The sequence below is a fragment of the Streptomyces sp. HP-A2021 genome, from assembly GCF_022807935.1.
GTDB classification, from domain to species: domain Bacteria; phylum Actinomycetota; class Actinomycetes; order Streptomycetales; family Streptomycetaceae; genus Streptomyces; species Streptomyces afghaniensis.
Genome location: NZ_CP094344.1, coordinates 9,035,178 through 9,059,853 on the forward strand (window position 1 = coordinate 9,035,178; position 24,676 = coordinate 9,059,853).

A 24,676-nucleotide genomic window follows, 5' to 3' on the forward strand; every position below is an offset into this window, starting at 1 on the left:
CATGCACATCGACATCGACAAGGACGTCTGCATCGGCGCGGGCCAGTGTGCCCTGACCGCCCCGGACGTGTTCACCCAGGACGACGACGGCTACAGCGCCCTGCTGCCCGGCCACGAGGACGGCGGCGGCAGCCCCCTGGTGCGGGAGGCGGCCCGGGCCTGTCCGGTGAGCGCCATCACCGTGTCGGAGACGGTGAGCTGACGCCCGGCCTCACAGGGTCCGCAGGAGCAGCCGGGCGGCCTCCCGCGCCTCGGCCGCGGGCTCGGCGCTCCTGGTGACACCCGCCGTGACCATGGCACCCTCGGCGAGCAGGAACAGCTGTCCGGCCAGCGCGCCGGGCAGCCCCGCCGCGTCGACGAGCGAGGCGAGGTAGTCCCGGAAAGCCCGCTTGTGCGCGCGCACCTGGCCGGCCACGCGCGCGGACGTCGCGCCGAGCTCCCCGTAGGCGTTGATCCACGCACAGCCCCGGAAGCCCGGCTCGCCGAACCACCGGCCCAGCCAGTCGAACACGGCCAGGATCCGCTCCCGCGGCTCCCCGTACTGCTCGACGTACTCGGCCAGTCGGCCGCGCCAGCGCCCGTCACGCCGCTCCAGATACGCCTCCACCAGCTGCTCCTTCGACGGGAAGAGCTGGTAGAGCCGCTTGAGCGAGACTCCGGACGCGCTGCGGACGTCGTCCATGCCGACCGACTGCACACCCCGCCCGTAGAACAGCTCCTCGGCGGCGTCCAGCGCCCGATCCCGGATCCCTGCGCTGTCCATGTACGACCACTCCTTGACGCGAGAACGAGCGTTCTCCTACCGTAGCAGCCGCTGCGGAGAACGCGCGTTCTCCAGCTGCTGACCAGGGAGGATCCATGACCGACCGCCCGCCGCTGCCGCCCTTCGACCGGGACACCGCCGCGCAGAAGGTCCAGGCCGCCGAGGACGCCTGGAACACCCGCGACCCGCACAAGGTCGCCCTCGCCTACTCGGAAAACTCCGTCTGGCGCAACCGCGAAACCTTCCTCACCGGACGCGCCGAGATCGTCGAGTTCCTGACCGGGAAGTGGGAGCGGGAGCGGGAGTACGCGCTGCGCAAGGACCTGTGGGCCTTCGACGGCAACCGCATCGCGGTCCGCTTCCAGTACGAGTGCCGGGACGCGGAAGGCCGGTGGTGGCGCTCCTACGGCAACGAACTGTGGGAGTTCGACGAGCACGGCCTGATGACCCGCCGCGAGGCGAGCATCAACGACGTACCGATCGAGGAGCGGGAGCGCCGCATCTTCGGCCCGCGGCCGGAGCGGGAGCGCGGAGCCACGTTCCCCGTCCGGTGAGCACGGCGGAGTGACTAGGGTTTCCGGGATGACCGAACAGGCCGCCCGGAAGCCCTTCCTCTACATCGTCGTCTGCGCCGCCGGTATCGCCGCGGACGTGAGCAAACTGATCACCGCCGCGCAGGAGCGCGACTGGGAGGTCGGTGTCATCGCGACGCCCGTCGCCATGAACGGCTTCTTCGACACCGCGGCCGTCGAGGCACAGACGGGCCGCCCGATCCGGTCCGCCTGGCGCACCCCGGGCGAGCCGCGCCCGTTCCCGGCGCCCGACGCCGTGGTCGTCGCGCCCGCCACCTTCAACACCGTCAACAAGTGGGCGGCCGGCATCGCCGACACCCTCGCCCTGGGCACCCTGTGCGAGGTCGCGGGGCTCGGTGTGCCCGTCGCCGTCCTGCCGTGCGTGGCCGGCGCGCTGGCCTCCCACCCCGCCTACCGGGACAGTCTCGAACGGCTGCGGGGGATGGGCGTGCGGTTCGGGCAGCCGTACACCGGAGAACCGGACGAGGACGGCGGGCGGCCGGAGTTCGGCTGGGAACGGGCGCTGGACCTGGTCGAACGCGGCTGACGCCTTCGAGTGCGCACGAGCACGTACGCTCGCCGTGGAACACCTCCCGAAGGCAGGAGCAGCAACGATGCAGTACGTGAAGCTCGGTTCGACGGGCCTGGACGTCTCGCGGATCTGTCTGGGGTGCATGACCTACGGCCTGCCGGACCGGGGCCGGCACGAGTGGACCCTCGACGAGGAGGCCTCGCGTCCGCTGATCCGGCAGGCGGTCGAGGCGGGGGTCAACTTCTTCGACACGGCGAACGTCTACTCCGACGGCACCAGCGAGGAGATCGTCGGCCGGGCCCTGCGCGACTTCGCCCGCCGCGACGACATCGTGCTCGCGACGAAGGTGCACGGCCGGATGCGGCCCGGGCCCAACGGCGGCGGACTGTCCCGCAAGGCGATCATCACCGAGCTCGACCAGAGCCTCACCCGTCTCGGCACCGACTACGTCGACCTCTACCAGATCCACCGCTTCGACCCGCACACGCCGGTCGAGGAGACGATGGAGGCGCTGCACGACGTCGTCAAGGCCGGCAAGGTCCGCTACATCGGGGCGAGTTCGATGTACGCCTGGCAGTTCTCCAAGGCCCAGTACACCGCCCGGCTGAACGGCTGGACCCGCTTCGTCTCCATGCAGAACCACTACAACCTCCTCTACCGCGAAGAGGAGCGCGAGATGCTGCCCCTGTGCGCGGACCAGGGCGTCGGCGTGCTGCCCTGGAGCCCGCTCGCCCGCGGCCGCCTCACCCGCGACTGGGACACCACGACCGAGCGCAGCGCCACCGACACCTTCGGCAGCAACCTGTACCAGGAGGGCGACCGCACCATCGTCGAGGCGGTGACCCGCATCGCAGGGGAGCGCGGCGTGCCCCGGGCCCAGGTCGCGCTCGCCTGGCTCCTCCGCCAGGACACGGTGACGGCACCGATCGTGGGAGCGTCCAAGCCGCAGCACCTGGAGGATGCGGTGGCAGCGGTGGAGCTGGAGCTCAGCGACAAGGAACTCGAGGAACTGGAGCGGCCCTACACGCCGCATCCGATCGCGGGCCACTAGGAAAGCAGGGGCGCCCTTCAGCCGAGCGCTCAGTGGGGCCCCTGCGGCGCGAACTCCGTCCCGCAGGGCCCCGCCCCCTCGCTCTCCGGGAGCACCACCCGCGCTCCGCTCATCGTCAGCGTCCGGTAGAACCGCCCGATCCGCTCCGCCGACCGCCCCACGTAATGCCCGATGAACGACCGCCGGAACCGATCCACCGCACGGTTCGGCTGCGACCCGTGCACCAGACTGCCGTTGAAGAACAGAACATCCCCCGGCTCCATGTCCACGGGCACGGCGGCCAGACCGGGCGGCGGCGGCACGTACTCCCGCGCGAAGGACACCCCCGCGTCCGCCTCCTCCGGGCAGAACAGGTCCATCCGGTGCGTGCCCGGCACGACCTCCAGCCCGCCGTTCTCCCGGTCGATCACCTCACAGGCCAGCCACGCCGCCACACACGTGCCCGGCTCCACCCGCAGATAGAAGTTGTCCTGGTGCAGCGCCTGCCCCCGGGCACCCGGCGGCTTGAAGTAGAACATGCTCTGCGCGGCCAGGACGTCCTCCCCGAGGAGCTCCTCCAGAACCGTCCGCAGCCGGGCGTCCAGCAGGACGTCGCGAGCGAGGTCGTTGATCTCGTGCGGGTGCATCACCCGCGGCCAGACGTGCAGCGGATCGGCGCCCGGCCCGGAGGCGCGCGGCTCGAAGTGTCCGGGAACCGGGCCGGCCGCACGCAGCGCCTCGAACTCGTCGCACAGCCGCTCGGCCTCGTGGGCCCCGAAGAGCCCGCGCACGACCGTGAAACCGTCCTCCTCGAAACCCTCCCGGTGTCGCCGGAGCGCGGCAGCGTCCAGGATGGGAGAGCCGGCGGCGCCGTTGCCCGTGACTGTCATGAGCGCACTCCTCGGTCAGTGGTCCCCGGCACGACACGCTAGGCCACCGAGCCGCCGAGGGGGATGCCCGTGCGTGCTGACGGATTGCCCGGTACTGCTGAGCCCGAGTCCGACGGGGACCCCGCACCGCCGCCCGGTCTGGTCGTGCTCGGCCACTTCGACCAGCCGCCCGGATACGGCGTCAACCGGCCGGGCGGATCTGCGAGTTGGCTCTTCACCTGGACCACCGGAGGCCGGGGGCGGCTCTGGCAGGGCGGGGTGGAGACCTCGGCGGGCGCGGGCCACCTGGTGGTACTCGCCCCGGGTGCCCCGCACCGTTACGCCGTCGAGCCCGGTGCCCGGCGCTGGCGGTTCTGGTGGGTGCACTGCCAGGCCCGCCCGTCGTGGGCCGCGTGGCTGCGGCCGTACGACGCCGGTGACGGGGTGTACGCGGTCACGTCCGCCCCGGCCGGAGTGCACGGCCGTGTCGAGGCGGCGTTCCGACGGATGCAGGCCGATGCCCGCTGGACCGGGGGCGGGGCAACACCGCCCGAGGCGGTGGCCTCGGACGACGCGGCCCCGCCCTACGCGTCCGCCCCGCCCTACGCCGCGCCCGTAGACGGGCAGATCGCCGTCGCGCACGGCAGTGCCGCCCGCGAACTGGCCCTGTGCGCTCTGGAGGAGATCGTCCTCCTCACCACCGCCGGTGCCCGGCCGGCGGCACCCCGTCCCGGCCTCGACGCACGGATCCAACGGGCCCAGGAGCTGATCGACGCCGACCCGGGCGCCCCCCACACCGTCCGCTCGCTGGCCGAGCAGGTCTCCCTGTCGCCGTCCCGCTTCGCCCATCTGTTCAGCCGGCAGCGCGGCCGGTCGCCCATGCGCGCCCTGCGCGAGGCGCGGCTGCGCCACGCCGCCCGGCTGCTGGAGGGCACCGACCTGCCCGTGGAACGCGTCGCCGCGGCCTCGGGTTTCGCCAGCCCGTTCCACTTCAACCGTGTCTTCCGCGAGCGCTACGGGACACCTCCCGGGGCGTACCGGAACGCCGCTCACGGCGGCCCGTGGGGCTGAGCGGCGGTGTGGTCATTGGTTCCGGGCGGAGTCGCCGAAAGGGCCGTGCCGGGAAGGCCCGAGGGCGTGAGCTGCTGTGCAGGCGGCAGTTCAATGGTTTTGGGTCGACGCCCGAAGCCGGGCGAAAACGCTCCGCAAAAAACAGAACGGACAGTGCGGAAATCCCTTTCGCACCGCACATTGACGTTTTGTCAAAAGGCCCTGGCCGACTACACAATGCACGAAACCGTGAGATCCCTTGTTCCCTGTCGCTGACCTGTGCAAAGGTGTGCCTTGTCGGCGTCCGGACAACACGCCTTTCTTCGCATGCGCGGGGCCACCGGGCCGACATACCCCTTGGTATGGACTTTATTCCGCATGTCCTTGAGAGGAATGCAGCCGTGAACGACGCAGGCCCGCCGAATTCTCCGGGTCCGGCCCGCAGGATCGGCGCGACGGACGAGCAACTGAGCGCCGAGCTCAGGAAGTGGACGGGCGCGACCCCCGCACTTCACCCCGTCGGCGAACTGCTGGACCGGCACTGGGAGGCGGCCTCCGCCTACGCCCGGCTGTGCACCGACGGGCCGCGTTCCGCCGGAATACTCACGACTGCCGCATTCACCCGGATCTTCGGCGAGACCCTGCGCCAGACCGGCCCCACCTCGGCGTGGCGGCCCCATCTGCTCGTCACCGTACGGCGTATCGCCGCCGAGTGGGCCACCGACCACCGACGCGACATGCTCCACCCGGAACTGCTGTCCGGGGCCGGCGAGGGGGAGCGGGTGGCCGCCCGGCTGCTGCCGCAGCAGCACCGGCGCCTGCTGTCCGGCGCCTTCCAGCGGCTGCCCCAGTCGGCGCGCTGTCTGCTGTGGCACGTCGAGGTCGAGACCGAACCGCTCACCGCCCCCGCCGGGCTGCTCGGCCTGGACGAGGAGGGCGCCAGTGTCGAACTGGACCGGGCCCGTGACCGGCTGCGCGAGGAAAGCCTCCAACTGCACCGCGAACTCGCTCCCGACGAGGAGTGCCGGCGCTATCTCCGCCTGCTCGACGTGACGTACCGGCGTGGCGCCCTCGACATCGACCCCGATCTACGCGCGCATATCCAGGGCTGTGGGCACTGCGCCGCTGCCGCGGACCAGCTCGGCCGGTTCAACCACGGGCTCGGCGTCGCGCTGGCGGAGGCGGTACTCGGCTGGGGCGGGCGGGAGTACGCGGAGAGCAGATCGAGCGGCGCCGCGGAGAGAGACATGACGGACGCCCCGGGGCCCGGCAGGGAGGCGGCCGCGACGGGGACCGGACTCCCCGGACGTGTGGCCGTCGAGGAAGCCTTCCCCGACCCCGTCGTCCTCGCGGGCATGGCCGGGGAGTCGTTCACCGACCCGGTCGGCACGTCGACCGCGCCGCCCGCCCCCGTGACAGCGGAAACGGCGCACGCTCGCGACGGCTTCCCGACTCCGCCCGATGCCCCGCCGTCCGGTGGAACCACTCCCGGCCGGCGTGCCGCAGGTTCCCGTCCCGGCCGGCGTGCCGCGGGCCCCCGCACCGCGGCCCGCAGGTCCGCCCACAAGGCGGCCCGCGGTGCCGCACGCCGCCGCAACCTCACCGCGAGCATCCTGACCGTCAGCGGCCTGGTCGTCATCCCGCTGGTCCTGTGGTCCCTGGGCAACTCCGGCGAGGGCCCCCAGGCCGGTGCGGGGCGGCCCTCGGAGACGCCCGGCTCGGGCGCGGGCGAGTCGACGGGCGACCCGTCCTGGATCGGGTCGGGCGACGCCGAGAAGGGTGCCCTGCGCGGCCGGCTGCACAACGTGGACTCGGGACTGTGCGTCGGTGTCGAGGACAACAAGGCCGTCGAGGACGCGGAGGCCGAGCTCACCGCCTGCTCCTCGGCCGCCGCCCAGCAGTGGACGTACGAGACCGACGGCCTGCTGCGCAACGGCGCCGCTCCCGGCCTGTGCCTGGACTCGCAACTCGGCTACTCGGTGCGGCTGGCTCCCTGCACGGGCGCGTCCCGGCCGGACTCCAAGAACATCCGCTACGACTTCACCCTCCAGGGCGCTCTGGTGCCCCGCTGGAACCAGGACCTCGCCCTGGCTCCGGCCGCGACCGACGGCTCGGGGGCCCTGGTCCTCAAGACCCGGGCGGACGACGAGGACCAGCGGTGGGCTATCGACACCTCCAAGGCGGACCTCCAGATGGAGGCCGTCAACTGGAAGGCCGCCGCCCCGGCGCCGCGCCCCACCCCGACACCCACACCCACACCCACGCCCTCGAAGACCCCCACGGCGTCACCGACACCGACCCCGTCCGCCACCCCGTCGGCAGCGCGGCCGACACCGACCGGCGCGGCCCCCACCGAGTCGGCCTGCTACCGCTACGGCTATCCCTGCGACGGGGACGGCCAGAACGGCTATCCCGGCTACGGCTACGGCTACCCCGGTTACGGGTACGGCGGCTACGGCTACCCCGGCTACGGCGGCTACGGCGGCTACGGCGGCTACGGCGGCTACGGAGGCGGCCGCCGCTGACCGGACGCGCGCTCAGCCCCCGACGACACGCAGCGACAGCCACAGCGCCACCACGGCCGGCACCAGCGCCGCCGGTACCGCGAGCAGCCCGAGCCGGGTGAACTCCCCGACCCCGACCCGGTGTCCGTGCTGCTGCACGATCCGCCGCCACAGCAGGGTCGCCAGCGATCCGGCGTAGGTCAGGTTGGGGCCGATGTTGACGCCGAGCAGCACCGCCAGCACGGCACCGGGACCGGCCCCCGCGGTCAGCGGCAGCAGCACCAGGACCGCGGGGAGGTTGTTGACGATGTTCGCCAGGACGGCGGCCAGCGCGGCCACGCCGAGCAGCGTGAGCAGGCCCGAGCCGTCGGGCAGCACCCGGTGGAGCGCGTCGGCGAGCCCGTGGTCGACGACCGCCCGCACCACGACGCCGAGGGCGAGCACGAACGCCAGGAACGCCGGGGCCGCGGACCGCACCACCGTCAGCGGGGTGGCCCGCCGCCGCAGCAGCGCCCGCACGGCCAGTACGAGCGCGCCGGCCAGGGCGGCCCACGCCGGTGCGATCCCCAGGGCGGAGGCCACGACGAACCCGGCCAGCGTGCAGCCCACGGTGATCAGGGCGAACAGGGGCAGCTCGGGAGGTCGCGCGGGGTCGGGTGAGGGGAGCGGGGCGGTCAGTTCCTCGTCGAAGAAGCGCCGGAACACCAGGTACTCCGCGCCGATCGCCACCAGCCACGGCAACGCCATCAGCGCCGCGAACCGGGTGAAGCTCAGCCCGCTCGCCGTGAAGGCCAGCAGGTTGGTGAGGTTGGAGACCGGCAGCAGCAGCGAGGCGGTGTTGGACAGATGGGCGCACGCGTAGAGGTGCGGCCGGGCCTGGACGCCCATCCGGGTGGCCGTGGCGAGCACCACCGGTGTCAGCAGGACGACGGTGGCGTCCAGACTGAGCACGGCCGTGATCACGGAGGCCAGCGCGAACACCGCGGTCAGCAGCCGCGCGGGACGCCCCGCCGCCCAGCGGGCCATCCACGCCCCGCACGCCGTGAACAGCCCCTCGACGTCACAGAAGTGCGCGAGCACCAGCACGGCCGCGAGGAAGCCCACCACGGGCCCCAGCCGCTGGATCTCCTCCCAGGCGTGGTCCGGCGAGATCACTCCGACGGCGACCGCGAGCCCGGCGGCCGGAACCGCCAGCACGGCCTCGGGGAGCCCCCGCGGACGGAGCACGGCCCAGACGAGCACGGCGGCCAGCAGCGCCACGGACAGGACTTCGGCGAGCGGGGTGTTCAGGGCGGAGTCCTCCGGGGCGTGATCACAGCGTGCCCGCCCATGAAACCAGGGGCTGGTAAGAAAGCTACGAGAACCCCGTCGGCCTCACGGCCCGCTGCCCGCCTCGAACGCCGTCAGGAACACCGAGGACGCGTTCCCGCCGACCGGCACCTCACCCGCCGTCCACCGCACCTTCAGCGGCTTGCGTTCGTCCGGGGGAGTCACCAGCAGCGCCGCCGGAGTGGCGGCGTGGGCGCCGCTGACCTCGGGGTCGGCATACCGCAGCCCCGCCCAGGCACTCCTGCCCGGCGCCAGGGTCACGGTCGCCGGCTCGCCGGGGGTGCGCTTCGGATCGGGGCCCAGCTGCCGGCCGGACGCGTCCACGAACGCGGCACCCGGATAGCCGTGCAGGGTGCAGGTCCGCGAGGAGACGTTGGTCAGCACGACCGGGAAGTTGCGCTGCCCGGCGCCCGGATCCATCCGGCCGACAAAGGCACGCAGCTCGTAGGTGTGACAGCGGGTATCGGTGTCGGCGGCGGACACCTGTTGCGCGGCGGTCTCCGCACGGTGCTCGGTGCCGCAGGCGGTCAGTGAGCCGAGAGCCGCGAGCGCGCTCCCGAGTAAGGCCGCCCGGCGTACGGACTGAGATGTTGTGGCCATGCCTCGCGGGTGTCCGCCGCGGTACCGGGGAAACCGCGTCCGCTCACAGCTCGTCGAGCAGTGCCAGCTCGGCCCAGATCGTCTTGCCCTCGGTGGTGTGCCTGCTGCCCCAGCGCTGGGTGAGCTGCGCGACCAGGAGCAGACCGCGGCCCCCCTCGTCCCAGGTCTTGGCGCGGCGCAGGTGGGGCGCCGTGTGGTTGGTGTCGGACACTTCGCAGATCAGCGTGGACGCGTCGTGGATCAGCCGCAGCCGGATGGGCTGGGCGCCGTAGCGGATGGCGTTGGTGACCAGCTCGCTCACCACCAGTTCCGCGGTGAACGTGGCATCGGTGAGCTGCCAGCGGTCGAGCTGGTCGACGACCTGCTTGCGGATGGGGGCCACCAGCGCCGGGTCGGCGGGAATGTCCCAGGTCGCCACCTGGGAGGACGGCAGGCCGCGGGTGCGGGCCAGCAGCAGGGCCACGTCGTCGGCGGAGCCGCTCGGCGGGAGCAGCGCGTGCAGCACGCGGTCGCAGATCTCGTCCAGGGAGTCGGAGGGAGCCGACAGGGCCTCGCGCAGCATCCGCTGGCTCGCGTCGAGGTCCCGCTCGCGGCTCGCGAGCAGCCCGTCCGTGTGGAACGCCAGGACGCTGCCCTCCCGCAGCTCCACCTCGGCGGACTCGAACGGCAGCCCCCCGACCCCGAGCGGGGGCCCCGAGGGCAGGTCGAGCTGGTGGGCCGGGCCGTCCGGCGGGACGACGAGGGGCAGCGGGTGCCCGGCCCGGGCCAGCGTGCAGCGCCGCGACACGGGGTCGTACACCGCGTACAGGCAGGTCGCGCCCACCTCCCCGGTGCCGGCGTCGACACCGGACTCCTGGGACAGCCGGACGACCAGGTCGTCGAGGTGGGTGAGCAGCTCGTCGGGGGCCAGGTCGATGTCGGCGAGGGTGCGGACGGCCGTGCGCAGCCGGCCCATGGTGGCCGAGGCCTGGATGCCGTGCCCGACGACGTCGCCGACGACCATCGCGATGCGCATCCCGGACAGCGGGATCACGTCGAACCAGTCGCCGCCCACGCCGGAGCGGGTGGCGGGCAGATAACGGGAGGCCGCCTCCACGGCGGCCGTGCGCGGCAGCGTGCGGGGCAGCAGGCTGCGTTGCAGCGTGAGCGTCGTCTCACGCTCGCGGGAGTAGCGGCGGGCGTTGTCGATGCAGACGGCGGCGCGTGCCGTGACCTCCTCGGCCAGCAGCACGTCGTCGTCGGTGAAGGGCTCGGGGCGCCGGAAACGGGTGAAGACCGCGACTCCGAGCGTCGAACCCCTGGCCTGGAGCGGCACGGACATCGTGGAGTGGATGCCGTACTCGCGTATCCGCCGGAACCGGACCGGGTCCCAGGCCAGCCACTTCTCGAGGTCGCCGTTGTCCACTCCTGACGCCACGACCGCGCGCCCCGCGATGAGCGAGGCGGCCTGCGGGGAGTTCTCCGGATAGACGTCCACCTGCCCCGGTTTGGCGACGGCCTCGGGGCTGCCCGAGTTGACCGACTGGTGGGCGGCCCTGCGCAGGCTCACGGGTGGGGTCGGCGGGCCGGCGGACTCGCCACCGTGCTCCTGTACGTCGAGCAGGTCGACGCTGACGAAGTCGGCGAGCGCCGGGACGCACACGTCCGCCAGCTCCTGGGCCGTACGGGTGACGTCGAGGGTGGTGCCGATGCGCACGCTCGCCTCGTTGACCAGCTGGAGCCGCTCCCGTGCCCGGTACTGGTCGCTGAAGTCGTGGGCCGTCACGCACACGCCGCGCACCCGGCCTCCGTCGTCGGTGAGCGGTGCGAGCCGGGCCAGCCAGGCGTGCGCACCCCGGCTCTCGCCGCTGGCCTTCATGTACGTCTGCATGTCCTGCCGCCGGCCGGTGCTCAGCACGCGGCGCAGATACTCCTCCAGCTCCGTGTTCTGCGGCCGGCTGCCGACGTCGGTGGGCCGCAGGCCCCGCAGCCGGTCGGCGGGCAGCCCGAGGAGGTCCGCCATGGCGTCGTTGACGCCGCGCAGCCGCAGCCGCTCGTCGAAGATCATCGTGGCGCAGGGCGACTGCGTGAGGGCCGCCCGCACCAGCGGGTCGTCCGGCAGCTCCGGGCCAGGGGCCTCCGGCGGGGACACGGCGAGCCACTCGGCGGTCTCGGGGCCGTCCGGCGGTCTGCGGTGGGCGAGCACCCACGCCGAGACCGTGTGCCCGTCACGGTGACGCAGCGTGAGCGTACCGTTCCAGCGGGCGTCCGCGGGCACGGGCGGCGGGGCCGCCCCGTCGGCCAGCAGCTCGACGGCCGGGCGGCCCAGGACTTCGGCGGCCGTGTGGCCCAGCAGACGGTGTGCGCCCTCGCTCCACTCGGTGAGCGTGCCGTCGGCGGCGATGACGGCACGGGCGGCCACGTCATCGTCGAACAGCTCGTCCGGGCTCATCGTCGCCACTCCATACGGACACTCACAGTGATCAGGGAGGTCGCTTGAGTTCCAGACTAGTGCGTGGGCGCCCGACGTGGCCCGGTAACCCCTGCGCCGCCCGGCCGCGTGCGGTCAAGGCGCAATTCCGGCCGATGTGACCCGTGAGGCAGAACGACGCTGCCGCACCCTTGACGGCCCTGTGTGACACCTCGACAGAATCTGTTTGTTCACGATCAGTTGTGAGTACTTCTGGGATTTAATGAGGGAGAGCCGCCATGTCGGTCACGCGCAGATCGGTCCTGCTCGCCTCCGCCGCCGCGCCCGCGGCCGGAACACTGCTGGGCGCCCCCGAGGCATGGGCCGCCGATGCGGCGCGCGGAGGGTCCGGCCGCCGCACCGTCGCACTGCGCGACGGCTGGCGCTTCGCGCTGGTCAACCCGGGCGGGATCACCGACCCTACCGGCGCCTATGCCGACGCCGCGCAGCCCGGCTACGACGACTCCCGGTGGCGCGAGGTCGCCGTCCCGCACGACTGGAGCATCGAGCAGACCCCCACGACCGACCACGGCACCACCAGCGGCACCGGCTTCCTGCCCGGCGGCCTCGGCTGGTACCGCCTCGCCTTCACCCTGCCGCCCGCGCTCGCCGGCAAGCGGATCTCGGTGGAGTTCGACGGCGTCTACATGGATTCCACCGTCCACTGCAACGGCAAGGAGGCCGGGCGCCACCCCTACGGCTACACCGGCTTCGCCCTCGACCTCACCGATCTGGTGCACACCGACGGCACCACCGAGAACGTGCTCGCCGTCAAGGTCCAGAACCGGCTCCCCAGCAGCCGCTGGTACTCGGGCAGCGGCATCTACCGCGAGGCCCGCCTGGTGATCACCGAGCCGGTGCACGTGGCCCGCTGGGGCACCCGTGTCACCACACCCGAGATCTCCGCCGAACGGGCCGTCGTACGGGTCGACACGTCGGTCGTCAACGCGTCGGGCGCGGGCGCCGACGTTGAGGTCGTGTCCCGGATCGTCGACCCGAAGGGCCGGACGGTCGCCCGTGCCTCCTCCACGGCCGCCGTCACCGGTGAGAAGACCGAGACCCACGAGCTCACCGTCCGGCGCCCCCTGCTCTGGGACATCGCGGCCCCGCACCGCTACACCCTGCACACCGAACTGCGCGTCGGCGGCAGAACCACCGACACCTACCGCACGCCCTTCGGCTTCCGCACCTTCCGCTTCGACCCGGACGAGGGCTTCTTCCTCAACGGCACCCACCACAAGCTCAAGGGCGTCGACCTCCACCACGACCTGGGCGCGCTCGGCGCCGCGGTCAGCATCGACGCCGTCCGCCGCCAGCTGGAGATCATGCGGTCCATGGGCGTCAACGCCCTGCGCACCTCCCACAACCCGCCCGCGCCCGAAGTGATCCAGGTCTGCGAGGAGCTGGGCGTCGTCATGCTGGTGGAGGCGTTCGACTGCTGGCGCACCGGGAAGAACCGGTACGACTACGGCCGGTTCTTCGACGAGTGGTGCGAGAAGGACGCCACCGAGATGGTGCTCGCGGCCCGCAACTCGCCCGCCGTGCTGATGTGGTCCATCGGCAACGAGGTCCCCGACTCCACCTCCACCGCCGGCCTCGCCATGGCCGACCGGATCATCGCCGCGATCAGGGCCGCCGACGACACCCGTCCGCTGGTCATCGGCTCCGACAAGTACCGCCGCCTCCCCGCCAAGGGCTCCGCGGCCGACCTGATGCTGGCCAAGCTGGACGGCCTCGGCCTCAACTACAACACCGCCAAGTCGGTGGACCAGCTGCACGCGGCCTACCCGCACCTCTTCCTCTTCGAGTCCGAGTCCTCCTCGGAGACCTCGACGCGGGGCGAGTACCAGGAGCCCGAACACCTCAACACCGGCGAGAACTACACCCCCGGACGGCGCGGCACCTCCTCCTACGACAACAACCTCGCCTCCTGGACCATGAGCGGCGAGTACGGCCACAAGAAGGACCGGGACCGCAAGTGGTTCGCCGGGCAGTTCCTGTGGTCGGGCATCGACTACATCGGCGAGCCCACGCCGTACGACGTCTTCCCGGTCAAGGCGTCCTTCTTCGGCGCGGTCGACACCGCGGGCTTCCCGAAGGACATGTACTACCTGTTCCAAAGCCAGTGGACCAGCGAGCCGATGGTCCATCTGCTGCCGATGACCTGGAACCACGCCGAGGGCGACACGGTCGAGGTCTGGGCGTACGCCAACGTCGACACCGTCGAGCTGTTCCTCAACGGAAAGTCCCTGGGCGTACGGCGGTTCGACACCAAGAAGACCGTCGACGGCCGCACGTACCTGGAGACGACCGAGGCGACCGGCGACGACAAGACCTTCACCGACGGCCCCTACCCCGGCAGCTACACCAGCCCGAACGGCAGCGCCGGCAAGCTCCACCTGACCTGGAAGGTGCCCTACCGGCCGGGCGAGCTGAAGGCCGTCGCGCGGCGGGACGGCAGGGTGGTCGCCACCGACGTGCTGCGCACCGCCGGCGCCCCGCACGCGATACGCCTGACACCGGACCGCGACTCCGTCGCTGCCGACGGGCGTTCGCTGGTCTTCGTGACCGCCGAAGTGGTCGACCGGCGTGGAGTGGTGGTGCCGGACGCGGAGCACCTGCTCTCCTTCGAGGTGGCGAACGGCTCCCTCGCCGGGCTCGACAACGGCCGCCAGGAGAGCGCCGAGCGCTACCAGGCGAGCACCCGCACCGCCTTCCACGGCAAGGCCCTCGCCATCGTCCGCTCCGGCACGAAGACGGGCGCGGTGAAGGTGACCGCCCGCGCCGACGGCCTGCGCGCCGGCACCGTGACCGTACGCGCCACCCGGGCAGCGGACCGGGCAAAGACAGCCCCGCCCGCTTTCGCGCCGGAGCACCCGGCGCCCGTCGACTACCCGCACGCGGACGCCAGTTACTCCGGCCGCCCGGACACCCTGCCCGCCGCCATGCTCGACGGCGACCCGGCCACCGGCTGGTCCAACGGCTTCTTCAAGCAGGCCACGGCCCTGCTGCCCGCCTTCGACGGCGCGCGCACCGAGGACTGGGTCACGGTCGATCACGGACGCACCCGCGGCTTCGACCGGGTGGACGTCTCCTTCACCGTGGACGCCACGCACAGCCTGCCCGCGGCGATCGAGGTGGCGGTGTGGGACGGCCGGACGTGGCGGGCCGTGGGGGACACGGCGATCGACTGGGCCACCGCCTCCGACACCCCGACCGTGATCACCTTCAAGGCAGTCCGGGGGTCCCGGATCCGGCTCACGATGACGAGCCGCCACCCCGACGAGGCCCGGGGCGCCCTGCGCATCAGCCGGCTGGAGACCCCGGCCGCCTGAGACCCCTTGCCACGACGGTCCGGACGGGCGGCGAACAGCCAGTCCCGTCCGGACCGTTGACGGCATGTCACATCAGCAACAACCATGGCGGGCATCCACATCTGGGAGCGCTCCCACGCATCGAGCGCCACCCGCACCTCTCCAGAGGAGCCCGGACGTGAAACGACGCAGAACCGCCCTGTTGTCCCTGACGGCCCTGCTGGCGACCGCGCTCACCGCGCTGCCCTCCGCACCGGCCGGGGCCGAAGAGGCCGAGCAGGTCAGGAACGGCACCTTCGACACCACCACGGACCCCTGGTGGGCCACCAGCAACGTCACCGCGGGGCTGTCCGACGGCCGGCTCTGCGCCGACGTCCCCGGCGGCACCACCAACCGCTGGGACGCCGCCGTCGGGCAGAACGACATCACCCTCGTGAAGGGGGAGTCGTACCGCTTCTCCTTCAGCGCGACCGGCACACCCGCCGGGCACGTCGTGCGGGCGATCATGGGCCTTTCGGTGTCGCCCTACGACACCTACCACGAGGTGACACCGCAGCTCAGCGTCTCCGGCGACACCTACTCCTACACCTTCACCTCGCCCGTCGACACCACCCAGGGCCAGGTCGGCTTCCAGCTCGGCGGCAGTGCGGATCCCTGGCGCTTCTGCATGGACGACGTCTCCCTGCTCGGCGGGGTGACGCCGGAGCCGTACGAGCCCGACACCGGGCCCCGGGTCCGCGTCAACCAGGTCGCCTACCTGCCCGCCGGGCCGAAGAACGCCACCCTCGTCACCGACGCCACGGCGAAACTGCCCTGGGAGCTGAGGACCTCCGGCGGGAAGACGGTCGCCCGGGGCACGACCGTGCCGCGCGGCGTCGACGCCTCCTCCGGGCAGAACGTCCACTCGATCGACTTCGGCGCGTACCGCAAGAAGGGCACGGGCCTCACGCTCGTGGCCGACGGCGAGACCAGCCGCCCCTTCGACATCGACGCGAGCGCCTACGAGCGGCTCCGGCTGGACTCGGCGAAGTACTACTACCCCCAGCGCAGCGGCATCGCGATACGAGAGGACCTGCGGCCCGGCTACGGCCGCCCGGCCGGGCACGTGGGCGTGGCGCCCAACAAGGGCGACACGGCCGTCCCCTGCCAGCCCGGCGTCTGCGACTACACCCTGGACGTCAGCGGCGGCTGGTACGACGCCGGCGACCACGGCAAGTACGTCGTCAACGGCGGCATCTCCACCTGGGAGGTGCTGAGCACCCACGAACGCGCGCTGCACGCCCGCACCGGCGACCCCGCCAAGCTCGGCGACGGCACGCTCGACATCCCCGAGAGCGGCAACAAGGTCCCCGACATCCTTGACGAGGCCCGCTGGGAACTGGAGTTCCTGCTCAGGATGCAGGTGCCCGACGGCAAGCCGCTGGCCGGCATGGCCCACCACAAGATGCACGACGAGCAGTGGACCGGACTGCCGCTGCTGCCCGGTGACGACCCGCAGAAGCGCGAACTGCACCCGCCGTCCACCGCGGCCACCCTGAACCTCGCGGCCACGGCCGCACAGGCGGCCCGCCTCTACCGGTCCCACGACAAGGCGTTCGCCGACAGGGCGCTGGCGGCCGCCCGCAAGGCCTGGTCGGCGGCGCTCGCCCACCCCGACCGCTACGCCTCCGAGAGCGACGGCGTCGGCGGCGGCGCCTACGCCGACAGCGACGTCACCGACGACTTCTACTGGGCGGCGGCCGAGCTGTACCTCACCACGGGCGAGAAGCCGTTCCAGGAGTACGTCCTGAAGTCGCCGGTCCACACGGCCGACATCTTCGGGCCCATCGGCTTCGACTGGGCCCGCACGGGCGCGGCGGGACGGCTCGACCTCGCCACGGTGCCGAACAAGCTGCCCGGCCGTGACAAGGTCCGCGAGTCCGTCGTCAAGGCCGCCGACCGCTACCTGGCCACGCTGAAGGCACAGCCCTACGGCATGCCGTACGCCCCGGAGGGCAATAAATACGACTGGGGCTCCAGCCACCAGGTCCTCAACAACGCCGTCGTCCTCGCCACCGCGTACGACATCACCGGCGCCTCGAAGTACCGCGACGGCGCGCTCCAGAGCATGGACTACATCCTGGGCCGCAACGCGCTGAACATCTCCTACGTCACCGGCTACGGCGAGGTCAGCGCCCAGAACCAGCACAGCCGCTGGTACGCCCGCCAGCTCGACCCGAACCTGCCGAACCCGCCGAAGGGCACCCTGGCGGGCGGGCCGAACTCGAGCATCCAGGACCCCTACGCACAGAGCAAACTCCAGGGCTGCGTCGGCCAGTTCTGCTACATCGACGACATCCAGTCCTGGTCGACCAACGAGCACACGATCAACTGGAACGCCGCCCTGACCCGCATGGCCGCCTTCGTGGCGGACCAGGGATGACGAGGGGGTGACCCCGCCGCGTGCCGGGGGAGTCCACCGACAGGACGCCCCCGGCACGTGCGCGTAGCCTGGTGTCATGCCAGCGGTGCGGGTCGACGGCATCGAGGTCGCGTACGACCGGGTGGGCCAGGGCCCGCCCCTCGTGCTCGCGCACGGCGCCACGACGGACGCCCGCTTGTTCCGTCCGCAGACCGAGGACCTGGCCGACGAGTTCACCGTCGTCGCCTGGGACGAACCGGGTGCCGGCCGCTCCGCCGACGTACCGCCGTCCTTCACACTGGCCGGCTACGCCCGCTGTCTGGCGGCCGTCATCGAGGACGTGGACCTCGGTCCGGCGCACGTCCTCGGCCTGTCGTGGGGCGGGACCGTGGTGCTGGAGCTCTACCGGCACCACGCCGAGCTCGTCCGGACGCTGCTCCTCGTGGACACCTACGCGGGCTGGAAGGGCTCGCTTCCCCCGGCGGAGGTGCGGTCGCGGGTCGAGGGGGCGGAGCGGTTGCTCGCGGTGCCGGCCGAGGAGTTCGCGCCGACCGTTCCCGGCCTGTTCGCCGGGCGGCCACCGGCCGAAGCCGTCCGCCTGCTGTCCGTGATGTCCGCCGAGACCCGGCCCCGGAGCATGCGGACGCAGCTCACCGTCATGGCCGAGGCCGACCAGCGCGACCTGCTGCCCGGGATCACGGTGCCGACCCTGCTGCTGTGGGGCGAACTCGACGCACGCTCGCCGGTGGACCTCGTCGCCCGTCCCCTCCTGGAGGCGATCCCGGAGGCCACCCTGGTCGTGCTGCCCGGCACCGGGCACCTCAGCAACATCGAGGCCCCGGAGCCGTTCAACCGGACTGTTCGGGAGTTCTGTCGGGCTCATTCCTGAGCACGAGTTCCGGGGGCCGCTCGTGGGCGGTCAGAGTGTGCAGCCGGGCCCGGTCGAGCGGCTCGTGCACCTCGACGTACTCGCCGTGCGGCAGCCGCTTGATCACGCCGGTCTCCCGGCCGTGCAGCACCAGCTCCCGGTCGCGGAGCTGCAGCCCCAGGCAGATCCGGCGGGTGACGACGAAGACGGCCGCCGGGAGGGCGAACATCGCGATCCGCACCGCCCAGGTCACCGTGTTGATCGACAGGTGGAGGCGGGTCGCCACGATGTCGTTGCCGCCGCCCGCCAGCAGCACCAGGTAGAGGCTGATCCAGGCCGCCCCGATCCCCGTGCGGACCGGCCGGTTGCGCGGCCGGTCCAGCAGATGGTGCTCGTGCCTCGCGCCCGTGAACCTCGCCTCCAGGAACGGGTACACGCCGATGAAGAGCAGCAGCAGCGGGAACACCACGATCGGGATGAACACGCCCAGCACCAGCGTGTGGCCCCACAGCGTGATCTCCCAGCCGGGCATGATCCGCACCAGTCCCTCGGCGAAGCCGAGGTACCAGTCGGGCTGGGCACCCGTCGACACCTGGTCGGCGCGGTAGGGGCCGTACGACCAGACGGGGTTGATCGTCGCCACCGCCGCCATCAGCGCGAGCACCCCGAACACCAGGAAGAAGAAGCCGCCCGCCTTCGCGAGGTACACCGGCATGAAGGGCGCGCCCACGACATTGCGTTCGGTGCGCCCGGGGCCGGCGAACTGGGTGTGCTTGTGGTAGACGACCAGCAGCACGTGGACCACGATCAGCGCCGCCATCACCCCGGGGATCAGCAGGACGTGCAGCGAGTAGAAGCGGGCCACGATGTCGTCGCCGGGGAACTCGCCGCCGAACAGGAACATCGCCAGGTACGTCCCCACGATCGGCACCGACAGCAGCGCGCCGTGCACGAACCTCAGGCCCGTGCCCGACAGCAGGTCGTCCGGCAGCGAGTAGCCGAACAGGCCCTCGAACAGGCCGAGGAAGAGCAGCAGCCAGCCGAACAGCCAGTTGACCTCCCGCGGCTTGCGGAACGAGCCGGTGAAGAAGTGCCGCATCATGTGCGTCAGCATCCCGGCGACGAAGACCAGCGCCGCCCAGTGGTGGAGCTGCCGGATCAGCAGACCGCCGCGCACGTCGAAGCTGATGTCCAGCGTGGACGCGTACGCCTCGGACATGCGCACGCCGTTCAGCGGCGTGTAACTCCCCTGGTAGGTCACCTCGTTCATCGACGGATGGAAGAACAGCGTCAGGTACACGCCGGTGAGGACCAGCACGACGAAGCTGTACAGGCAGATCTCGCCGAGGAGGAAGGACCAGTGGTCGGGGAACACCTTGCGCAGGTACTTCCGGCCGAGCGTGTGGGTCCCGAGCCGGCCGTCGAACCAGTCGGCGATGCGCTCGCCCCTCCCGGGCCGCCCGGCTGCGCTCACGCCGCCTCCTTGGGCAGGTGGGCGAGCTTGTCCGGGTTGGCGACGACGTAGATCCCGCACACCCGGTCGCCCTCCGGGGTGAGGTCCAGGACCAGGACGGCGTACGGCGCGTCGCCGTCGAACAGCACCGCCGCGTCGTCGCCGTTGACGCGCCGGTAGCGGAACACGGGGTTGCTCGGGCCGCCCCGCCCGGAAGTGAGCAGGCGGGCCACCTTGTCCCGGCCGTGCACCGGGCGCAGACTCGCCGGCCTGCGCTTGCCGCCGGCGTCCGTCCACGCCGTGACGTCCGGCGCGAGGACCTCCATCAGCTCGGCGATGTCCCCGCCGAGCGCCGCCCGCACGAACCGCTCGGTCGCCTCCCGCCGCACCCGCGGATGCGCCTCGTACCGGGGCCGCCGCGCATTGACATGCTCCCGGGCCCGGTGTGCCAACTGCCGTACGGCGGCGGGGGAGCGGTCGATGATCCCGGCTATCTCGGCGTGCGGATAGCCGAACACCTCGCCCAGGACGAACACGGCCCGCTCCAGCGGGGTCAGCGACTCCAGGACCACCAGCATCGCCAGCGACACCGACTCCGAGCGCAGGGCCGGGCCGTCGGCGGTGTCGGCGCCCTCGTCGGCGACCAGGGGTTCGGGCAGCCACGAGCCCACGTACGTCTCCTGCCTGCGGCTGATCACGGCACGGCGCCGCAGCGCGTGGTTGACCGCCACCCGGACGAGATAGGCCCGGGGGTTGTCGACGCCGGCCAGGGGAGCGCCCCCGCCGCGGGCCGTCCAGGACAGCCATGTCTCCTGCAGGACGTCCTCGGTGTCGGCGACGCTGCCCAGCATGTTGTAGACGACGCCGAACAGCAGCTCGCGGTGGTCGACGAACACCCCGGTCGCCTCGTCGAGCGGGGCTGCGGTGCCGGGTACGGGGATCTCGGTCATGCGTGGTCCTCCCAGAGACGCGCTCACTACTGCGAGCCGGGCAGAGCGCCGGAATGTGACATCACGCGGTGCGATGTGATGCAGATCTCAGCGGACGGCCAGGGGTGCACCCCCTTCGGTACCGTCAGCCCACCCCTCTGACCTGGTGATATTTACGAGTCAGTACCCGAGCGGTACCGTGAAGGCATGCCAGCTCTCAACGTGGAGTTCAGCGACCGCGAGCTTGAGGACCTGCGGCAGATCGCCAAGGAGCGCGGTACGTCCATGAAGGCGCTCGTGCGGGAGGCGGCCGCCGCCGACATAGCCCGCCACCGGGCGCTGCAGGAGGGCGCGGAGGCCTTCCGCAGGTTCTTCGCGACCCACGCCGACGAGTTCGCCGCCGCCTTCCCGGACGACGAACCGCCCGCCAAGGGCGAGGGGCGGGCTGCCTGACCGATGGCACCCGTCCTCCATATCGACGTGCCCTGGCTGCTCCAGCGCCACGAAGAGGTCCTGCCGGACCAGCCCACCATCAATGACTTCTCCGCGTTGGTGGCCGCAGTCGCCCGGCACCGTGTCGACCCGCCACGCCTCGGCGTGAACTCCGACCCGGCCTGGCGAGCCGCCGCGCTGCTGCACACCATCACCCTGCTTCGGCCGCTGCCCTCGGCCAACGCACGCTTCGCATGTGCGACGGCCGTGGCGTACATGTTCGTCAGCGGCGTCGGCATCGACCCGCCCTACGGTGCCCTCGTCGACCTCGCCCGCGATCTGATGTCCGGCGCGACCGACGTCTACGGCGCGGCGGACCGGCTGCGGTCATGGCAGATCTGAAATGTCGAAAACCGGTGCGATCGGCGCGCGTCCGTTCCTATTTCTGACTTTCTGTCAATGGGCTTGATTTGCACCGGCGCCTTGTTGGTCGTGTGGGGGTTGTGCAAGAGTGAAACACACGTGCGGGGGGAATGGCCGGGTGTCGCACGCGCTTTGCAGACCGGGTCCGATTCGCCGTCGGTGAATTCGCACCTCCCGCGCCGCGCCAAAAAGGTACGCACCAACCGGGCTCCTTTTTCGGCGTCAGGACTTCTGTGTGCCACATGCGCGTGGGAAGGAACCATCTCAGTGCCCACCCCCACCCCCTCGTCCCCCGTATCCCCCGCCCGGCGGGGATCCCGGGGAATCCGATGAATCTCTCGCCGCCCCGCTGAGAGGCAGCCCGGAAGGCGGGGTCGCCGCCCATTCCGTCGCGCTTCTGATGGCCCGGCACTGGCAGCCGGTGTACGAGTACGCGGTCATCTGTCTCGCCTCGTCGGCGCAGGTCGCCGAGATGGTGACGGGGACCGCCTTCCACCGGACCCTGAACCGCCTCGCCTTCGGCGAGTCGGCCGTCGCGCTGCGCCCGGCGCTTCTGGTGACCGTGCGCGACACGGTCCGGGAGTGGTCCGGCGACGATCGAATATCCGCCGTACTGCCGGCGTTGCAGAAACCGGCCGGAGGGCGCGGGCTGCGCGCGGCGACGTCCATGACGCCCGAAAATCGCGTCCTCGCGGAGCGGGCATTTCAGGCACTTCCCGCAGCCGCGCGCTGTTTGCTCTGGCACGTCGAGGTCGAGGCCGATCCTTTAAGCGTCCCGGCCGGTCTGCTGGGCATGGATACCGACATCGCGTCGGCCGCACTCGAACAAGCGCGTGACACATTCCGTGAGGGTTGTGTACATGCCCATCGTGAACTCGCTCCGACCCAGGATTGCCGCTTCTACAACCGCCTCCTCGATGTGCCGATCCGCCGGGGTGGCGCTCTGCTGCCCGACGTCCAGGAGCATCTGGCGGAGTGCCGCTACTGCCGCAACGCGGCCGAACAACTGAGCCATTTCGAGGGCGGGCTGGGCCCGTTGATCGCCGAAGCGGTGCTCGGCTGGGGCGTCCGCCGCTACCTCGACTCGCGCCCGGGCCGGTCCTCGCAGGGCACGCGGGGCGGACGCGCGGGCCGGCGCGGCGGAGGGCGCGGTGACGGGCGGCTCGGGGCCGGACGCCACCGCCTGCTGTCCCGGATCCCCGCGCAGGTCCGCCGGGTGCAGGGCGTGCGCATCCCGGACGCGCTGCGCTCCTCACGGGCGCTGCTCTCGGGTGTCGGCGCGGTGTCGGCCGGGGTGCTGGCCACCGTGCTCATCATCAGCGCGTCGTCCTACGACGGGGGCCAGGCCGACCCGGCCGGCTCCAACAGCGCCGCCGGCGGCAACGGCGCCGGGTCCGCGACCCCGCCCGACACGGCCGGGCTTCCCACGGCACCGGGCGTGACACGGCTGCGCAACGCCTCCGCCGACCTGTGCCTCGACGTCCGGGACCTGCCGAAGGAGGGCTCGGGGACGAAGCTGGCGGAGTGCTCGACGGCGTGGACCCAGCAGTGGACGTACGAGAACGACGGGCTGCTGCGCAGCGTCGCCGATCCCGGCCTGTGCCTGGACTCCCACAAGGACGCCGGCGTCGTCGTCCTCGGCACCTGCGCCGAGGAGGACGCCGAGCGGGCCGACGACGTGCGCTACGACCTCACCGTGCAAGGGCAGTTGCTGCCCCGCTGGGACGAGCAGCTCGCCCTCGCCTCCACCACCGGCGATCCCGGAGCCGACGTCGTCGTCAAGGTCCGCGACCGCTCCGACGAACAGCGCTGGCAGGCCGAGCCCGTGCCGACGACGGCGGGTTCCCTGTCGATCGAGGAGCAGGAGGGGCCGACGGCCCGGCAGGTGACCGCGCTCCGCGGCCGGACGATGTGACCACCGGCCCGGGGGCCTGAGCGGGGCTGCGCGGCGCACGGGTCGCGCAGCCCGCTTGTCAGGCCGCGTCCTCGATGAGGTCGGCCGGACCGATCGTGCCCGGCGTGGCGTGGCCCGACAGGGCGAGGGTGAGGTCGAGTTCGGCCAGCAGACAGCGGATGACGTGTTCGACGCCCGGCCGGCCGTCGAGGCCCAGACCGTAGACGTACGGGCGGCCCACGAGGACGGTGCGGGCGCCGAGGGCGAGCGCTTTGAAGATGTCGTCGCCGGTGCGGATGCCGCTGTCGAACAGGACGGTGAGCCGGTCGCCGACGGCCTGCGCGACGCGGGGCAGCGCGTCGGCCGCCGCGACGGACCCGGACACCTGGCGCCCGCCGTGGTTGGAGACGACGACGCCGTCCATGCCCGCCTCCGCGGCCTGCCGGGCGTCGTCCGGGTGCAGCACGCCCTTGAGGACGATCGGGCCGTCCCAGTTCTCCCGCAGGAACGCCAGGTCCGGCCAGGTCTTCGCCGGGTCGGCGAACATCCCGACGAAGTGCATCACGGCCGCGTTCGGATCCTCGTGCACCGGCTTGGCCAGACCCGCCTGGAAGGCCGGGTCCGAGAAGTAGTTGGCCGTGCCGACGCCGTGCAGGAACGGCAGATACGCCTGGTCGAGATCGCGCGGCCGCCACGCCAGCAGCGGCGTGTCCAGGGTGACCACGAGGACGCTGAACCCGGCCGCCTTCGCCCGGTTCAGGAAACTGCGGGCCACTTCCGGGTCCCTGGGCCAGTACAGCTGGAACCACCGCTCGGCGTCGCCCATCGCCTCGGCGACCTGCTCCATGGGCGTGCTCGACGCGGACGACAGGATGAACGGCACGCCCTGCGCGGCGGCGGCCCGGGCCGCGGCGGACTCGGCGTCCGGGTGCATGATCGACAGCACACCGACCGGGGCCAGCGCCAGCGGGGCCGGCAGGGCACGGCCCAGCACCTCGACCGACAGGTCCCGTTCGTGCACGTCCCGCAGCATGCGCGGCACGATCCGACGACGCTCCAGGGCCGCCCGGTTGGCGCGGGCCGTGCTGCCGTTGCCCGCGCTGCCGGCCACATAGCCGACCGGGCCGGGCCCGAGCCGCTGCTCGGTCAGCTCCTCCAGCCGGGTCAGATCGGTGGGCAGCCGCGGTACGGCACCCGTCATCCCGTTCAGATAGATCTCGTACTGGAAGTCCGCCCAGTGCTTGCCCACCGTACGCAGCCGCCT

At 72.1% G+C, this 24,676-nt stretch carries 20 protein-coding genes; 12 read left to right on the forward strand and 8 right to left on the reverse strand.

Annotated features, from left to right (window positions below; all coding sequences use genetic code 11):
- Position 1 precedes the first annotated feature (1 nt).
- Positions 2-202 carry a ferredoxin gene (locus MQE23_RS40675; protein WP_020274275.1) on the forward strand — a complete coding sequence of 67 codons (201 nt, stop codon included), beginning with the start codon at positions 2-4 and terminating at the stop codon, positions 200-202.
- Positions 203-211: 9 nt separating this feature from the next.
- Here the strand turns inward: MQE23_RS40675 and MQE23_RS40680 are convergent, their stop codons facing one another.
- Positions 212-763 (reverse strand): TetR family transcriptional regulator, encoded by a 552-nt coding sequence (locus MQE23_RS40680; protein WP_020274274.1) that lies wholly within the window; start codon positions 761-763, stop codon positions 212-214.
- 95 nt (positions 764-858) lie between these two features.
- On the opposite strand from MQE23_RS40680, the gene MQE23_RS40685 reads away from it, so the two are divergent.
- The 3 genes from MQE23_RS40685 to MQE23_RS40695 all read left to right on the forward strand — a co-directional run bounded on the left by MQE23_RS40685 (position 859) and on the right by MQE23_RS40695 (position 2,918).
- On the forward strand, positions 859-1,317 hold the full coding sequence (locus MQE23_RS40685) for a nuclear transport factor 2 family protein (protein ID WP_020274273.1): 459 nt from the start codon (positions 859-861) through the stop codon (positions 1,315-1,317).
- Positions 1,318-1,345: 28 nt separating this feature from the next.
- Positions 1,346-1,882, forward strand: a complete 537-nt coding sequence (locus MQE23_RS40690) for a flavoprotein (protein WP_243381802.1) — start codon at positions 1,346-1,348, stop codon at positions 1,880-1,882.
- A 67-nt stretch (positions 1,883-1,949) separates the two neighbouring features.
- Positions 1,950-2,918 carry an aldo/keto reductase gene (locus MQE23_RS40695; protein ID WP_243381804.1) on the forward strand — a complete coding sequence of 323 codons (969 nt, stop codon included), beginning with the start codon at positions 1,950-1,952 and terminating at the stop codon, positions 2,916-2,918.
- 29 nt (positions 2,919-2,947) lie between these two features.
- Here MQE23_RS40695 and MQE23_RS40700 read toward each other — a convergent pair whose 3' ends face one another.
- Entirely contained in the window at positions 2,948-3,787 is an 840-nt protein-coding gene (locus MQE23_RS40700) for a phytanoyl-CoA dioxygenase family protein (protein ID WP_020274270.1), read from the reverse strand.
- Between the two features lie 63 nt (positions 3,788-3,850).
- Here MQE23_RS40700 and MQE23_RS40705 point away from each other — a divergent pair, with 63 nt between their 5' ends.
- Both MQE23_RS40705 and MQE23_RS40710 read left to right on the forward strand, forming a co-directional pair.
- Positions 3,851-4,837 carry a helix-turn-helix domain-containing protein gene (locus MQE23_RS40705; RefSeq protein WP_243381805.1) on the forward strand — a complete coding sequence of 329 codons (987 nt, stop codon included), beginning with the start codon at positions 3,851-3,853 and terminating at the stop codon, positions 4,835-4,837.
- Positions 4,838-5,217: 380 nt separating this feature from the next.
- Positions 5,218-7,341, forward strand: coding sequence for an RICIN domain-containing protein (locus tag MQE23_RS40710; RefSeq protein ID WP_243381807.1), 2,124 nt, complete (start codon positions 5,218-5,220; stop codon positions 7,339-7,341).
- 12 nt (positions 7,342-7,353) lie between these two features.
- On the opposite strand, the gene MQE23_RS40715 is transcribed toward MQE23_RS40710, so the two are convergent.
- The 3 genes from MQE23_RS40715 to MQE23_RS40725 form a co-directional block, all read right to left on the reverse strand.
- The gene (locus MQE23_RS40715) at positions 7,354-8,610 is read right to left on the reverse strand and encodes an arsenic transporter (RefSeq protein WP_243382920.1); all 1,257 of its coding nucleotides are present in this window, start codon (positions 8,608-8,610) and stop codon (positions 7,354-7,356) included.
- An 84-nt stretch (positions 8,611-8,694) separates the two neighbouring features.
- Positions 8,695-9,249, reverse strand: a complete 555-nt coding sequence (locus MQE23_RS40720) for a DUF4232 domain-containing protein (protein ID WP_243381809.1) — start codon at positions 9,247-9,249, stop codon at positions 8,695-8,697.
- A 43-nt stretch (positions 9,250-9,292) separates the two neighbouring features.
- Positions 9,293-11,680, reverse strand: coding sequence for a SpoIIE family protein phosphatase (locus MQE23_RS40725; RefSeq protein ID WP_243381810.1), 2,388 nt, complete (start codon positions 11,678-11,680; stop codon positions 9,293-9,295).
- Positions 11,681-11,937: 257 nt separating this feature from the next.
- Here MQE23_RS40725 and MQE23_RS40730 point away from each other — a divergent pair, with 257 nt between their 5' ends.
- The 3 genes from MQE23_RS40730 (at position 11,938) to MQE23_RS40740 (ending at position 18,302) form a co-directional block, all read left to right on the forward strand.
- Positions 11,938-15,033 (forward strand): glycoside hydrolase family 2 TIM barrel-domain containing protein, encoded by a 3,096-nt coding sequence (locus MQE23_RS40730; protein ID WP_243381811.1) that lies wholly within the window; start codon positions 11,938-11,940, stop codon positions 15,031-15,033.
- 157 nt (positions 15,034-15,190) lie between these two features.
- Positions 15,191-17,434 (forward strand): glycoside hydrolase family 9 protein, encoded by a 2,244-nt coding sequence (locus MQE23_RS40735; RefSeq protein ID WP_243381813.1) that lies wholly within the window; start codon positions 15,191-15,193, stop codon positions 17,432-17,434.
- A 76-nt stretch (positions 17,435-17,510) separates the two neighbouring features.
- Positions 17,511-18,302 (forward strand): alpha/beta hydrolase, encoded by a 792-nt coding sequence (locus tag MQE23_RS40740; RefSeq protein ID WP_037674076.1) that lies wholly within the window; start codon positions 17,511-17,513, stop codon positions 18,300-18,302.
- On the opposite strand, the gene MQE23_RS40745 is transcribed toward MQE23_RS40740, so the two are convergent.
- Entirely contained in the window at positions 18,262-19,755 is a 1,494-nt protein-coding gene (locus MQE23_RS40745) for a cytochrome bc complex cytochrome b subunit (RefSeq protein ID WP_020277362.1), read from the reverse strand. The genes MQE23_RS40740 and MQE23_RS40745 overlap by 41 nt on opposite strands.
- On the reverse strand, positions 19,752-20,684 hold the full coding sequence (locus MQE23_RS40750; protein WP_020277363.1) for a sigma-70 family RNA polymerase sigma factor: 933 nt from the start codon (positions 20,682-20,684) through the stop codon (positions 19,752-19,754). The genes MQE23_RS40745 and MQE23_RS40750 overlap by 4 nt, the downstream gene beginning before the upstream one ends.
- 186 nt (positions 20,685-20,870) lie before the next feature.
- Here MQE23_RS40750 and MQE23_RS40755 point away from each other — a divergent pair, with 186 nt between their 5' ends.
- The 3 genes from MQE23_RS40755 (at position 20,871) to MQE23_RS40765 (ending at position 23,433) form a co-directional block, all read left to right on the forward strand.
- On the forward strand, positions 20,871-21,116 hold the full coding sequence (locus MQE23_RS40755) for a hypothetical protein (protein ID WP_030845137.1): 246 nt from the start codon (positions 20,871-20,873) through the stop codon (positions 21,114-21,116).
- Between the two features lie 3 nt (positions 21,117-21,119).
- Positions 21,120-21,497 (forward strand): hypothetical protein, encoded by a 378-nt coding sequence (locus tag MQE23_RS40760; RefSeq protein ID WP_020277365.1) that lies wholly within the window; start codon positions 21,120-21,122, stop codon positions 21,495-21,497.
- A gap of 421 nt (positions 21,498-21,918) precedes the next feature.
- Positions 21,919-23,433 (forward strand): RICIN domain-containing protein, encoded by a 1,515-nt coding sequence (locus MQE23_RS40765; protein ID WP_020277366.1) that lies wholly within the window; start codon positions 21,919-21,921, stop codon positions 23,431-23,433.
- A gap of 58 nt (positions 23,434-23,491) precedes the next feature.
- Here MQE23_RS40765 and MQE23_RS40770 read toward each other — a convergent pair whose 3' ends face one another.
- Positions 23,492-24,661: a lactate 2-monooxygenase gene (locus MQE23_RS40770; protein ID WP_020277367.1), complete on the reverse strand. Its 1,170-nt coding sequence runs from the start codon at positions 24,659-24,661 to the stop codon at positions 23,492-23,494.
- Between the last annotated feature and the right edge of the window lie 15 nt (positions 24,662-24,676).

Coding starts and splice junctions, on each gene's coding strand:
- MQE23_RS40690 (WP_243381802.1), top strand. CDS start 1,346: ATGACCGAACAGGCCGCCCGGAAGCCCTTCCTCTACATCGTCGTCTGC.
- MQE23_RS40730 (WP_243381811.1), top strand. CDS start 11,938: ATGTCGGTCACGCGCAGATCGGTCCTGCTCGCCTCCGCCGCCGCGCCC.
- MQE23_RS40765 (WP_020277366.1), top strand. CDS start 21,919: ATGGCCCGGCACTGGCAGCCGGTGTACGAGTACGCGGTCATCTGTCTC.
- MQE23_RS40755 (WP_030845137.1), top strand. CDS start 20,871: ATGCCAGCTCTCAACGTGGAGTTCAGCGACCGCGAGCTTGAGGACCTG.
- MQE23_RS40750 (WP_020277363.1), bottom strand. CDS start 20,684: ATGACCGAGATCCCCGTACCCGGCACCGCAGCCCCGCTCGACGAGGCG.
- MQE23_RS40725 (WP_243381810.1), bottom strand. CDS start 11,680: ATGAGCCCGGACGAGCTGTTCGACGATGACGTGGCCGCCCGTGCCGTC.
- MQE23_RS40680 (WP_020274274.1), bottom strand. CDS start 763: ATGGACAGCGCAGGGATCCGGGATCGGGCGCTGGACGCCGCCGAGGAG.
- MQE23_RS40705 (WP_243381805.1), top strand. CDS start 3,851: ATGCCCGTGCGTGCTGACGGATTGCCCGGTACTGCTGAGCCCGAGTCC.
- MQE23_RS40740 (WP_037674076.1), top strand. CDS start 17,511: ATGCCAGCGGTGCGGGTCGACGGCATCGAGGTCGCGTACGACCGGGTG.
- MQE23_RS40695 (WP_243381804.1), top strand. CDS start 1,950: ATGCAGTACGTGAAGCTCGGTTCGACGGGCCTGGACGTCTCGCGGATC.
- MQE23_RS40685 (WP_020274273.1), top strand. CDS start 859: ATGACCGACCGCCCGCCGCTGCCGCCCTTCGACCGGGACACCGCCGCG.
- MQE23_RS40700 (WP_020274270.1), bottom strand. CDS start 3,787: ATGACAGTCACGGGCAACGGCGCCGCCGGCTCTCCCATCCTGGACGCT.
- MQE23_RS40675 (WP_020274275.1), top strand. CDS start 2: ATGCACATCGACATCGACAAGGACGTCTGCATCGGCGCGGGCCAGTGT.
- MQE23_RS40720 (WP_243381809.1), bottom strand. CDS start 9,249: ATGGCCACAACATCTCAGTCCGTACGCCGGGCGGCCTTACTCGGGAGC.
- MQE23_RS40760 (WP_020277365.1), top strand. CDS start 21,120: ATGGCACCCGTCCTCCATATCGACGTGCCCTGGCTGCTCCAGCGCCAC.